The organism is Halalkalibacter sp. AB-rgal2, from assembly GCF_041821005.1.
GTDB lineage: Bacteria > Bacillota > Bacilli > Bacillales > Bacillaceae_D > Halalkalibacter.
Genome location: NZ_JBGUAV010000027.1, coordinates 17,990 through 31,815, shown reverse-complemented (window position 1 = coordinate 31,815; position 13,826 = coordinate 17,990). Strand labels below are relative to the sequence as shown.

11 protein-coding genes are annotated in these 13,826 nt (G+C 37.2%); 3 read left to right on the top strand and 8 right to left on the bottom strand.

Annotated elements, in window-relative coordinates; genetic code table 11:
- Positions 1–484: 484 nt before the first annotated feature.
- Entirely contained in the window at positions 485–2,566 is a 2,082-nt protein-coding gene (locus ACERJO_RS17300) for a flagellar assembly protein A (protein ID WP_373648289.1), read from the bottom strand.
- 641 nt (positions 2,567–3,207) lie between these two features.
- Between ACERJO_RS17300 and ACERJO_RS17295 the strand changes: the two genes are divergently transcribed.
- Positions 3,208–4,011, top strand: coding sequence for a UTP--glucose-1-phosphate uridylyltransferase (locus tag ACERJO_RS17295; protein WP_373648288.1), 804 nt, complete (start codon positions 3,208–3,210; stop codon positions 4,009–4,011).
- Between the two features lie 184 nt (positions 4,012–4,195).
- Complete coding sequence (locus ACERJO_RS17290; RefSeq protein ID WP_373648287.1) at positions 4,196–5,860, top strand: L-lactate permease; 1,665 nt, start codon at positions 4,196–4,198, stop codon at positions 5,858–5,860.
- 168 nt (positions 5,861–6,028) lie between these two features.
- On the opposite strand, the gene ACERJO_RS17285 is transcribed toward ACERJO_RS17290, so the two are convergent.
- The 3 genes from ACERJO_RS17285 to pdxR form a co-directional block, all read right to left on the bottom strand.
- On the bottom strand, positions 6,029–7,681 hold the full coding sequence (locus ACERJO_RS17285; RefSeq protein ID WP_373648286.1) for a glycerol-3-phosphate dehydrogenase/oxidase: 1,653 nt from the start codon (positions 7,679–7,681) through the stop codon (positions 6,029–6,031).
- Positions 7,682–7,956: 275 nt separating this feature from the next.
- Complete coding sequence (locus tag ACERJO_RS17280; RefSeq protein WP_373648285.1) at positions 7,957–8,511, bottom strand: glycerol-3-phosphate responsive antiterminator; 555 nt, start codon at positions 8,509–8,511, stop codon at positions 7,957–7,959.
- A 529-nt stretch (positions 8,512–9,040) separates the two neighbouring features.
- Positions 9,041–10,501 carry a MocR-like pyridoxine biosynthesis transcription factor PdxR gene (pdxR, locus tag ACERJO_RS17275; RefSeq protein WP_373648284.1) on the bottom strand — a complete coding sequence of 487 codons (1,461 nt, stop codon included), beginning with the start codon at positions 10,499–10,501 and terminating at the stop codon, positions 9,041–9,043.
- A gap of 145 nt (positions 10,502–10,646) precedes the next feature.
- On the opposite strand from pdxR, the gene ACERJO_RS17270 reads away from it, so the two are divergent.
- Positions 10,647–10,784, top strand: a complete 138-nt coding sequence (locus tag ACERJO_RS17270; RefSeq protein WP_373648283.1) for a hypothetical protein — start codon at positions 10,647–10,649, stop codon at positions 10,782–10,784.
- Between the two features lie 85 nt (positions 10,785–10,869).
- On the opposite strand, the gene ACERJO_RS17265 is transcribed toward ACERJO_RS17270, so the two are convergent.
- The 4 genes from ACERJO_RS17265 to ACERJO_RS17250 form a co-directional block, all read right to left on the bottom strand.
- Entirely contained in the window at positions 10,870–11,682 is an 813-nt protein-coding gene (locus ACERJO_RS17265; RefSeq protein ID WP_373648282.1) for a pyruvate, water dikinase regulatory protein, read from the bottom strand.
- 11 nt (positions 11,683–11,693) lie between these two features.
- Positions 11,694–12,338, bottom strand: coding sequence for a helix-turn-helix transcriptional regulator (locus ACERJO_RS17260; RefSeq protein ID WP_247106435.1), 645 nt, complete (start codon positions 12,336–12,338; stop codon positions 11,694–11,696).
- A gap of 110 nt (positions 12,339–12,448) precedes the next feature.
- Positions 12,449–13,264, bottom strand: coding sequence for a cytochrome c oxidase assembly protein (locus ACERJO_RS17255; RefSeq protein WP_373648281.1), 816 nt, complete (start codon positions 13,262–13,264; stop codon positions 12,449–12,451).
- A complete protein-coding gene (locus ACERJO_RS17250) occupies positions 13,264–13,770 on the bottom strand; it encodes a DUF2243 domain-containing protein (protein ID WP_247106430.1) in 507 nt (168 codons plus the stop codon). Before ACERJO_RS17250 ends, ACERJO_RS17255 begins: the two co-directional genes overlap by 1 nt.
- Between the last annotated feature and the right edge of the window lie 56 nt (positions 13,771–13,826).

Below are 13,826 nucleotides of genomic sequence, written 5' to 3'. Positions count from 1 at the left end.
AATTACCTCCGATTAGTTGTTTTTTCTTCTGAATAAAGTATAACACCTTTGTTTTGCCTTGTATATATGTTTGTTTATTTTTGTTTTTTTATTAACTTAAAAGCACAGATCTGCGTAAAAATAATAATTTTTGTTCTTGTCTAAGCATTACAAGAGGCTGGGACATAACTAAAGTGTCTATCTGGAAACCCGAACAAAAGATGAACGTAGCGGATGAAATATACGTAGACTCCTGCGGGATGAAAAGCCAAGGGTGAGACCCCGCAGTGCGAAGCACGAGGAGGCTCACCGGCTTCCTGCGGAAAGCGAAGTATATTTCAGGAGCGGTTTACGTCCTCCATCTATCATTGTTCGGGAACATCAAATCATGAGTGTAACTCCCATTTTGGTTAAGGACATTGAAAAAGTTGACTTGTCTTTTTCAGTGTCCTTTACATTTCCTATTAATCAAAACCATTCCAATCAAAGCAAAAATATTACGACATTACTCATAGTCCAAAATGATTCTCTCACCATTGAAGCTTGCGATAAAGTCGGATTGCTTATCAGTCACTCTAAATACTTGCTCACCTATCTTTAAAATCGTTCCCTCATAGGCATTTCCTACTTTTATCTGTTTATCTCTTGGCACAGTAACGACTGTTCTTGTACCTACATATGTGCCTAATTCCTTTACCTTTACTCCCTCTTCTGAATAAATCGAACCTCCTCTAAACTTACCGAGTATGTCAACTTTTCCGTTCGCATAAATTTTTGTATTGACACAACCCTTACCAACGACATGAATAGCTCCGTTACTAAATAAATGACTATTGATAGCATCTGAAACCGTAATAGTTTGAACCTTTTCAGCTATGATCGTGTTGGAAATGACTTTTTCCATACGTCGTGCTAATTTTTGTAAATCTTTAATCGTCACTTTCTTATTTGTTAACGTTAAAAAATTTCTCCGAAGCTCATGTGAAATTTCGCCCCATTTACGATCCTCAATATACTGATAATCGTTGTAAACCTTTTTCATAAACGTACCAATGACTGTTTTTAATCTAGTAAATTTCTTTTCTAATAACATAATGACAATTGGTTGAATCCCATTTGCCCTCAAATCAATTGTTTGAAACGATGGAGACACGGATAACTGCTTTAATAAATCAATCATTCTATTAACCTGCTCTAGTATCACTTTTAATAAAAGACCTAACTCACCAGCTATCTTACTGTTCTTTCCTGCAGATAGTTCAGAACCGATTACATTTCCTCTTACTGTAATGGATTTATGTGAAATGATTTGCGCTTCAGTTACCGACTTATAAATGTAAATATCTCCCCCTGCTTTAACCTTCATTTTTTCAACTACATGACCTAATATCTCTATGTCACCATCAAATGCTATATTCCCTGTTCGAATCGTGACATCCTCTTGATACGTAAGTTTTGGGTAAACATTTACCTTCACAGATAGATCATGTTTGTCAATTTGTGGTCTACCTTCACGTAATGCGATTACACTCCCAGTTGCTAAGCACTCGACTCCTTCTCCTAATTTCATGTTCACGGACTGACCTTCCTTGGCTTGAATCACTTCATTAAATATGGTCCTTCCATCGAACCCTTCGGTAGGTGGATGAACAATCCCAATAACTTGTCCTCCTTTAACAGTAGGAATGTTCATTGATTGACGATAATCAATATTTCCTTGATCATCTTCGACCAACTGTTTCTTTGTTTCTGTTTCAACCTTGATTTCAAACGAGCCATCTTGTCCATCTTTTGACTCTTTTCCTAAAGCTACATCATATTCACAAGGGACCATTGATTGAATGGCCTTTGATATTTCTTTATAATTGATACCATAAACGATTTTCAACGTTTCTAATTCTCGAATGATTTGCTCGAAGGTTAAAGTATTTGTTACTTCTTTTTTCTCATTGATTTGTAAATAAATATGTTTATTCGGAGGAGCATCTTTTAAGTATCGATGGATTTTATAACCTGGGTGTACGATTAACTTTGCACTTAACTTTTGTTCGTCCACCATAAAGAACCACTCTGTGTCTACTTGCTCATATTCGTTAACGATTTGAATGTCAATCACATCATGTTCCGAAACGAACACCTTCTTTTCAGTCATACGTTCACCATTTTTTAAGAGTATAATTTCTTCACTTAGCGAAACACTTGCGTAGCAATCAATACTGCCTTTAACAAAAAACTGACCATTCTCCACCCACACCTCTGGTCCTGATCGTTTACTAGTAAGTAGTTGAGCACTTGTATCTTCCTTATTTAATTGTTGACTTTGACTATCTTCATCCGTAATTACTCTTTCATTTTGAATTTGCTTAAAGAACGCTTCCATTTCTACAAGGGGGTCAACCACTTCAGTTTTCATAGGTTGACGTATGGACAACTTAACAACGGCTTTCTTTTTTTTCATACCAGCAAATCCTTCAGATCCATTTTGCAAAATTTCAATATCAACTTGTTTTTCTTTGGCATTTAGCATTTGTAAGCCGATATCAATCGCTTCCTCAACTGACCTAGCTTTTGATACTATACTGTTCATGACAATCCCCCTTTCTACTTTACAATGCTGTTTTAAAAAAGAAGAGTGCTTCAACAAACTCATTCGTTCGTATCAACCACTCTTCCTCACTCTACTTATCAACTATGTCACCGAATAACCAGTTCAAATTAGTTATGCAAGCTTTAGTTACTGTATTAACTTATTTAAATTCATTACTTCCTCATCTAATTTCTTCACACTATTTGAAGCCTGACCCACTGACGTATTTGAATGCTAAGCTGTTGCTAATACTTCTTCTATACCCGCTACAGACTCTTCTGAAACAGAAGCAATATATTCTCAATAGAAGAGCTCATTTACTCGGAATGCGTCAACACACCTTGTACCGATTGCAATTTACTAGTAATATTTGGTCGTCGTTTTCTCTTACTAAATGATGACAAGTGCACTTAATAAAACCGTTACATGTTCAATCCGTTTCATTCAGCTTCTAAGAGAGCATTTATAAGAACATTTTAGTACATTGCGGGACTCTACTTTTTCTTTCGCTTTTCTTCCTCAAGCGTCTATTTATTTAACGCTTTCATACAAAAAAGCCTGTTTTCAGTCGGACAACTTACTTGTCATTTGAATGAGAATAAACTACTTTTAACGATGATCATTTATGGGAGAGGATATCATTGAAAATAAAAAAAGCAGTCATCCCAGCAGCAGGCTACGGAACGAGAAGACTCCCAGTAACCAAAGTTATACCTAAGGAAATGTTTCCTATTCAATCTAAGCCTGCCATTCAATATGTTGTAGAGGAAGCGATAAGTTGTGGCATTGAAGAAATTTTAATGATTGTCTCAAGAAATAAGCATACGATTATTGACTATTTCGATCGTTCGTTAGAGCTTGAAGCTTTTTTACAAGCACAACAAAAATCACACCTGTTAAGTAAATTGACATTACCAAATGTTCACATTGAATATGTCCGACAACAAGAGGCAAAGGGATTAGGACATGCGCTTTCACTCGCTAAACGATTTGTTCAAGATGAACCATTTGCCGTTTTATTGCCTGATGACTTAATCATTAGTGATCAGCCTGCTTTAAAAGCCCTTACCGATACGTATGTTGAAAAACAAGCATCTGTTATAGGAGTAATGCAAGTACCAAAAGAACGCCTACACCAATACGGAGTTGTAATGAGTCAGCCTTTACAACATAAGCTACATCAAATTAACCATTTAGTAGAAAAGCCTCGTTCACCAATTTCTACAAATTTAGCAATAGTTGGGCGTTACGTTTTACAACCTACTATTTTTAAGCATTTAGATACTGTACAGCCTGATCCCTCTGGTGAAATTCAATTAACAGATGCTCTTAAAGCCTTTCTTACCAATAATCCCCTACTTGCTAACGAGTTAACTGGGAAACGATTTGATATCGGGTTAGAAGAAGATTATATACAATTAATTCAATTATTACACAACTCATGATCCATCATAAAGGATGCTAGTTACTTAGTATCCTTTCTAATCATCATTAAATTCGTATAAACAAAAGAAGTGTATACTTCGTCACCATTTAGCCTTTTTTTTATAAATAATATTGTGAAATACTGAGCAAACTATAGTATACTAAATGGAACAGATGATGATGTTAACTGAAAGGTGATGAAAAATGACTACTTTAATAGCACTATCTCCAATTGCAATCGTATTATTATTATTAATTGTATTGAGAATGCCGGCAATAAAGGCTATGCCAATTAGTTTACTTTTTACAGCTGTCATTGCTTATTATTATTGGAAAGTTCCTTTCGTGCAACTAGTAGCATCATCCGTAGAAGGGGTTTTAATCGGCCTATCAATCTTATATATTATTTTTGGAGCTATTTTACTACTTAATACTCTTAAAGAAAGCAAAGCGATTAATGCGATTCGAAATAGCTTTTTTGACATAAGTCAAGATCGCAGAATTCAACTTATACTAATTGCTTGGCTATTCGGAGCTTTCATTGAGGGAGCAGCCGGATTTGGTACTCCTGCAGCAATTGGTGCTCCACTTCTTGTTGCACTTGGGTTCCCTCCATTGGCAGCTGTTTCACTTGCACTAATTGCTGATAGCAGTCCAGTTTCTTTTGGTGCAGTTGGCACGCCTGTTATTGTAGGTATCGGTCAAGGTTTACAAGAGGGATCGCAGTTAGCCGCGATTACTAACAATTATATGACCGAAGCTTCTCTCTCTAGTTATTTGCGAATAATCGCTTCACAGGTCATGCAAATTGACGTTATTATCGGTACGTTAATGCCAGTTGTATTAGTAATGATGTTAACCCGTTTTTTTGGAAAAAATCAATCCTGGCTAGAAGGACTTAAAGTGTGGAAGTTTGCATTATTTGCAGGTATTAGTTTTACATTACCTGCATTACTAGTTGCGACGTTTATTGGTCCTGAATTCCCTTCCATCTTTGGTGGGCTTATCGGATTGTTCATTGTGTTATTAGCAATAAAAAAAAGCTGGTTTCTCCCAGAGGAAAATTGGGATTTTGATAAAAAAGAACATTGGAATAAAGAGTGGCTTGGTTCCATTATATTAAAAACAGAGGAAGGTCATTCCAGGTCACTTCCTTTATGGTTAGCTTGGATTCCTTATTTAGCTCTCGGTTTCTTACTCGTTCTGACAAGACTTGAAGTGTTACCTTTTAAATCTTGGCTTGAAGGAGTTGTTATAGGCTGGACGAACATTTTTGGGACGTCTATTAGTGCGACATTCTCGCCACTCTATTTACCAGGTACTATTTTTCTTATCGTTGTAATTTTGACATTCTTTTTTCATCAAATGAATGGAATGATGATAGCTCGAGCCGTTAAACAATCAAGTGGTATGTTAATTGGGAGTGCTGTTACACTTTTCACTGCTGTTCCTATGGTTAGAATTTTTATAAACTCGGGTGTTAATAATGCGGAGTTAGTTAGTATGCCGATAGAACTTGCTAATCAAGCTGCACATTATTTAGGTAACAGTTGGCCACTTGTAGCTCCTTTTATTGGCGCACTCGGCTCTTTTATTTCAGGAAGTGCCACATTCAGTAATATGATGTTTTCCCTTTTACAGTTTTCAGTTGCTGATCAATTAGCACTGCCTCCTGAGCGAATTCTTGCTCTTCAAGTGTTAGGCTCTAATGCTGGTAATATGATTTGTGTATTAAATGTAGTCGCAGCAGCTTCCGTTGTAGGATTAATCGGAAAAGAAGGAACCATTATTCGACTAACAATTTTACCTATGCTCTTTTATGCGAGCTTAGCTGGAGTGATTGGTTTTCTTTATATTCTTATTTTCTAATCAAAAGAATGGAAGTGTGAGGCTGGGACAAAAGTGGTTTAACTAAAAGAAAAGCCGTACAATGATAGATGGTCGACGTACCGCTCCTGACATATACTTCGCTACGTTCATCTTTTGTTCGGGTTTCCAGATAGACACTTTAGTTATGTCCCAGCCTCGTTTATACAATTATTCCTTCATCGGTGTCATTGCCTGGTGAATATGCTTCATCAGACCATGCGCATAGTTTTCCTTTTGATCTGGTGTCCATCGTAACGTATGAGCCATACACTCAATCACACCCTCTTTCCATTGTTCAACTAAGCGCAAATTAAAATAGAGCAGCCCTGAACGTCTTATAAAAAAATCCTCAGGTTTTACGACCATTTCATAATTCATTGCATAATGGAGAGCAAGAAATAATTCATCTGGTAAACCAAAACGGTCTTCATTTTTGAGAGCTTTCTTAAGGTCAAGTGCTGTCGTCACGTTTGAACCGAATAATCGGACTAAATATCTTGCTTGCTGCTTCGTCAACCCTTCATTTAGAGCATCATTATTCGCTTCCTTTATAAAATCCTCAAAACCTTTAGAACCACCCACATGTCCACCAGAAATCGGCAGCTTCTTCGTATTAGATCGTGGATAATCTTGATCCAAATCTTTTATTGCCTGATCCACTACTGTTTCCGCCATCTTTCGATAACCTGTTAGCTTTCCACCTGCGATCGTCATTAAGCCTGATTCAGCATGCCAAACCTCATCCTTACGTGAAATTTCAGAAGGATCTTTTCCTTCTTCATAAATAAGAGGCCTTACCCCTGCCCAGCTTGATTCTATTTCTTCAGCTGTTATATGAACATTAGGAAACATACCATTGATCGCTCGAATGATGTATTCTCGATCTTCATCCGTCATATATGGATTACTCGTATCCTTATTAAAAAATGTATCCGTTGTACCGACATATGCTTTCCCATCACGAGGAATGGCAAACACCATACGACCATCTGAAGTATCAAAATAAACGGCCTGTTTTAATGGAAAATGCGCTTGATCGATAACTAAATGGACTCCTTTTGTTAACCGTAACACTTTGCCTTTTTTTGATTGATCCATCTCTCTGATTGAATCGACCCACGGGCCTGTAGCATTAATCGTTTTTTTTGCTTTCACTTGAAAAGTGTGATCAGCATGCAGCAAATCCTTAACCTCTCCCCCAATGACTTTTCCATTATCATACAGTAGCCTCGATACCCGAGCATACGAAATCGCACATGCTCCAAATGCGACAGCTTCCTTTAATACTTCAATCGTTAATCGAGCATCATCTGTCTTGTATTCAACATAATAGCCGCCACCAAGAAGTCCTTCTTGGTTGAGCAACGGCTCCTTTTGTAATGTTTCTTTTGTTGTTAGCATTTTACGCCGTTCATGCTTTTTCACTCCGGCTAGGAAATCATACGCCCTTAGGCCAACCGACGTTGCAAACTTGCCAAAAGTACCTCCCTTATAAATAGGAAGAAGCATCCACTCTGGTGATGTAACATGTGGACCATTTTCATAGACAATTTCTCTTTCTTTCCCCACTTCTGCAACGAGACCTATTTCAAAATTCTTTAAATAACGTAATCCACCATGCACAAGCTTCGTGGAACGACTTGATGTTCCTGCTGCGAAGTCTTGCATGTCTATTAAAGCAACTGACAGACCACGTGCTGCAGCATCAAGTGCAATACCAGCACCTGTAATTCCTCCTCCAATTATAAACAAATCATATTCTTTATTCCCCATTGTATGAATCATTTCTTGGCGCTTCTTACTAGAAAAATCTACCCGCATTTAAACCACTCCTCTTTTTTTATAAGAAAGCCTGTGCAGCAGGCTCTCCCTTAATTTCGTCGACCAGAAAGAAGAGCACTTTCCGATCGACGTGTAACGTACGGAACCGACACCCTCCTTGACTAAACTTCTATCGTTCAACGAAAAAAGGAGAGACCACTACAAACACAAAGGAATTTCTTCCATTGTGAGTGTGGTCTCTCCTTGTCTCCAACCGAATCTATTAACTTATTAATGAGTATACCATACATAAGCAATCATTTAAAGAAAGTAATCTAACAATACAAGCGACGCCATAAGCTCGTATTAGACGTTGTTACAGCCTTTGCTCCAGCATTCAATGCCTCTTCCACTTCATCCACCGTATCAATTAGCCCACCTGCGAAAACGTCGCGAGCTGTCTTTTCGTGAATTTCTTTAATCACTTTCGGAATTAAACCAGGAAGAACCTCGACATAATCGGGCTGTGCCTTCTGTATTAACATAATATTCCGCTTCAGCGCATTAGAGTCAAGGATGAAAATACGTTGGATCGCTTTCACCCCTTTTTGCCTCGCTTTTAATATGACATTGGCCTTCGTGGATATGAGACCATACGGCCCCACTTCTTGACATAAATATTCAGCTGCGTATTCATCATTTTTCAATCCTTGTATTAAGTCCGCATGAAGAAACATTTTTTTCTCTTTCATCTTCGCCATTTCAAACACCGCTTTAATTTGCGACATATGGAGCTCCAAAAACACGCCATAATCATATTTACTTTTTAAAAATGTTTCAAAGTCTTTCATATTACGAACGGCGGGAAGGATTTTTTGATTTTCAAACAAGACATCCACATCCTTTCTTTTATGAGTCGTGCTGAGCAATTACAAAAGGTTTGATCTATGATGAAAGTGAAACGTGAAACATAAGAAGGACGTCGTTCTTCTCTAAATCCTCTTCCGTCTTTCTTGATTAGATTTCTGCGCCACTTATAAATGATTGCGCTTTAAGAAAGCACGGAGAAAAGGACTACGCCGAAGACACTAAAAAAGGATAAATCAACTTGTTCTGTACCTTTAATTAGGCTATCAATTGCTTCACTCGCTGCTCGCTTGACACTGAAAAACCACTCGTATCAAGCTTTTCAAAATAGATAAGATAGTACATTGCTTAAAGGGCACCGAAAAAGTTGAAAAACAAACTTTTCAGTGCCCTTATTATACTTCTCTTAATCTCAACACTACTATTAACTTTGTACATTATTATAATTGCAAACATCAACAAATACAACTAGTCTTACAAAAATAGTACTGTACATTTATCCATTCAAAAATACGTTATTAGTATATGTTTTTAGTGTATCGGAATTCCACTCTAAAATGGTCTGCTCTCTAAATATTGACTAATTAATTCACAAAGGATCATAATCCCTTCTTCAATCAAGGAATCATGCAAAAAAGCAAAACAAATCCTTAGTTCATTATAGTTTGCCTCTGCCGCATAACTTACAGACCCAGGTAAAAAAGCAAGTTTTTTTCTCACAGCTAATTTCAATAGTTCATCTGTATCAACCCATTTCGGTAATGTTACCCAAATGTTTAATCCTCCAGATGGGTGTGTCCATGAAATATTTGGAGGCGCATATTTCTCTAACATGGTCTGTACTAATTCACACCTTTTTTTCAAATTCAAACGTAATTCTTCTAGTTGTTTTTCCATTCTATTAGACTTTAAGTAAGGCAAAACCGCTCTCTGCGTTAATAACGGACTCCCTAAATCCGTTATAGATTTCGCTGCTAGTAATCGATTCATAAACGAGCCTTTAGCTATCAAGGCTGAAATCCGACATGACGGTGCTAACACTTTGCTAAATGTTTTAGAGTGAATGACATGTCCCGCAGTATCCAATGAATATATCGACTTCGGAGGCTTTTCTGTAAAATACATATCACTAAATGTGTCATCCTCCAGAATAATTGTATGATATGCCTCTGCAATTTCTAATAACTGCTTTCGCTTAGGCATACTCATCACAGCCCCTGTAGGGTTTTGAAAGGTTGGAACTGTATAAATTAACTTTGGTGGATGTTGATCACATAGTTTTGTTAATAAATCCAATCTTAATCCTTCCTCATTCACTGGAACTGTTATGATTTTTGCTCCACGACTCAAAAAAATATCAATAGCTCCAGCATAAGTAGGTGCTTCAACATAAACAACATCACCTGCACCAATAAACGTCCTCGCTACTAAATCAATCCCTTGCTGAGAACCACTAACCGTTAAAACTTGATCAACCGCTACATTCATACCCTCTCGTTTGAAGTAATTGACAAATTCACTTCTCAGATCCAAATCACCTTGGAACGGACTGTACTTAGATAAGGCCGTTTGATCAGTTTTTTTAATTTCTCGAACGATTTCATACGTTGGTAACAGCTTCTCGTTAATAGCTGATACATGAAAAGGAAAACGAATCGAACTGTCAGCTTCTTGAAATCCCGCTTGGAAATTCTTAAGCATTTGAGCTCTTGGTAAATAATCAACTATTGTTAGTTGCCAATTTAGGTCGGAGTTATCTTCTATTTTCTTAGTTGACTCCACTAATACATAGCATCCTTTGCCATGAATTCGAGTAATTAGTCGTTTCCGTTCCAATCTTTCGTAAGCCTTACTACACGTAACTAAACTAACGCCTAACTGTTTAGACAAATTTCGTAATGATGGCATTTTAGTATGAGGCTTCAACAACCCCGAGCGTATTCGATCTTCGAATGCTTGTACAATTTGATCAGTTAATGTCGATTGACTCGTCCTTTTTAAATGAATGTGCATATGAATCCCTCACCAACTGTTATAAATCAACCTTTACTGTTATACAAGTAGACATCTACACTTGAAAAAATTCAATGCCTTTGCTTCAGAAATGGTAGTCATCATTTCCTTAAGCATAGCATCTTATTAAGGAGGAAAGTTAAAAATGAAAAAAACAAAAACTGTTTTATTGGTGGGTTCTATTTTAATTTTAATTGGATTAGCCGTAATGACAATTGTAGAAGGACCAAATGGGCCAGGAGGAAATAATCAAAAATTACCAAGCATTCATGGTGCACCTTAATAACAGCACTTTATAACTACGCTTGATCAATCAAAATAGATCTGCTCCAAAGGTGAAATTTGACCTCTTGGAACAGATCCCCTTATTAAGTTAAATATTCCATAATAATACTAGCTGTTTCTTCAATCGATCGATCGGATACGTTAATAACAGGGCATTTCAACTGGCGCATAATCGAATCAGCACGTCTAAGCTCTTCTTTAATATGGTCTAAGGCAGCATAGGAGGATTCATTTGGCAGCCCTAAAGACTTTAAGCGCTCTTTGCGGATTTTCAATAAATGTTCAGGATCAATCGTTAAGCCAACAACTAGCTTACTCATTGTTGCTTCATATATTTCATTGGGTAATTGTACAGTTGGCAAAATCGGTAAATTTGCTACCTTGTATCCTTTATGAGCCATGAAAATACTAAGGGGTGTTTTAGATGTTCGTGAAACACCAATTAGTACAACATCTGCCAACAAGAGCCCACGAACATCCTTCCCATCATCATACTTGACAGCAAATTCAACTGCTTCTATGCGTCTAAAATATTCATCATCGAGCACTTGTCGCAAGCCTGGTTCTTGTTTTGGTGAATCGTTATATGTATCAATATACGCTTGCATAAGCGGACCCATTACATCAACAGCTCGAACTCCATTAGCAATCGCCTCTTGCTTCATGACTTCACGCAATTCCGGCTGTACGAGCGTATAGGCAATAATACCCTTAGCTGCAACTGCTTGGTTAACTATTTTCACAATCTCCTCGTCAGATTGAATATGACCGAACCGTTTAATTTCAATTACATTACTAGAAAATTGACGAATCGTTGCTCTTGCGACAGCTTCTGCTGTTTCTCCAACAGCATCTGAACAAACATATATAATTGGTTTTTGCTGATTCTCTCCCACTATGAATCCCCCTAGGCTTCAGTCGCTATTTCTAATAATACCTTAGTCAGATTGGTCTTAGTAATTCTCCCAACAACTTGCTTTCTTTCTTTGTCTCCATCTTTAAATTGAACAACCGGTAAACCATCAACCTCGGTATGAATCATTTTTCGTGCTGCTTCAATTAATGATTCCTCTGGTGTAACGATCACAACTTTCGAATGACGAGTCATTACCATATCTACCGGTATCGTTAACGCATTAGCATTTCCTAGTGTGACTTTTAATAAGTCTTTCCGGCTTACAATCCCTTCTAATAACCCATCTTCATCTACGACTAACAGCGAGCCAACATTTTCAATAAATAATGAAACAACAGCATCCTGTACCGTCGTCGTTTTCTGAATGACAACGGGTAGTCCTTGTATATCTTTAACCTTGATCTCCTTTAAGCGATTTTTAATATTTCCATCGCTTTTGGCAGTTGTTCCAAGGAAATAGCCGACCTTAGGTTTAGCATTTAAATAGCCGGTCATGACGAGAACCGCTAAATCTGATCTTAATGTTGCACGACTTACTCCTAACATCTCTGCTATTTGCTCTGCTGTAATAGGCTCATGCTTTTTTAATATTTCGATAATCTCCAGTTGGCGATTGGAAAGCTCTATTTTGACCATCCCCTGACTCTTACGGCATAAAGGACATCCTTTATCTATCTTTTATCGCTTTAAAGTGTATCATATTGATTTATTTATGTACATTAATTAATACTTATCATACTTGAAGCTCACTGATTCATCACTTTGATAGAATTTCCTTCATTCATAGTAGAGCCTACGCTATCTACTCCTCTCGGTCTTGAGTGTCGATACCACTGATAGCATAAAATAAAAATAATTACAGCATCAATAAGATCTCCACCGTAGTACATCAGCATTGCCCCTTTTTCAGCTAGTATACGATCAACCCCTTTTGGTGGAAATACGTAGATAACCTTTGCTAAAATACCATGAGCTGCTAGAGCAACAATTAAAGTTATGGAACGAAACAAATAGCTTGTCCGTTGCGGTGATGGATCTATTTGTAGCATCGAGGCTGTAAACACATAACCAGCCAAAAAGATATGGACATGGATAATCATATAAATGACTGAATTGTGATGCATCAACATAAATAATTCTGTATTATACAATAACCACAAGCCACCCATATTTATAAGAGAGGCAACGATCGGATTCATCATGAAATGAATCGGTTTAATCTTTAACCATTTTGCAAGTATTCTTGCGTTTGTTACTGGTAAAGTTCGTAATAGTAATGTGATCGGAGCCGCCAATACCATTAACAACGGAGCAAGCATCCCTAATAATAAATGAGCGACCATATGCCCTTTGAAGTCAACATGAGCCCAATGTACTATTGGTCCATAAAGTGAAAAAAGCGCACATATACAACCTGTACTCCAACATAAAGTACGTAGCACACTCCACTTTTTGAAACGACGATTTGAAATAAACACACAGACCAAATATATAAAGCAAGCAACAACAAAAGGCATTGCAAGCAGGCTTTCTGTAATTGGATCGTACTGATGACCTGTCATTAAATTGCTGCCCCTGAACGATTTATTTCATAGTTCGATCCCAAAAATATAATGGTTCCGATAACAATAAGTAATGTAGCTAATAAGTTCCACGTCACATCATAAACAAACACATCTTCCACATAACGTATTTGATGGATACCCATTACTTTATGCTGAATCGTACCATCATATAATTGAAATAAGCCCGCTCCAATCAAAACGCCACTCCACCATCTCCTCATCCAAATTCCACCACGACGTTGTAAATCAGCAAATAAAAATAGCCCGGCAATTGTCGCGAACCAACTAAAGGCATGAAACAGTCCGTCGGAAATAAGTCCAATATTGGTCGTCGCTAAGTCATAAAAATGATGCCAATGGAGTAATTGATGAAAAATCATTTCATCAATAAAAGCAATTAACCCTATTCCAAACAGAAAGCCTGACCAAAAATTTCGTTTGCGATAAACTCGTTTTGAATTGAGACGAGGTGTTCTTTCATTTGTTTGCTTCACAGTCTTCATTTTTAACACCTTTCTAAATTAGTTTACGTTCACCATCTATTACCATTTGTATATTA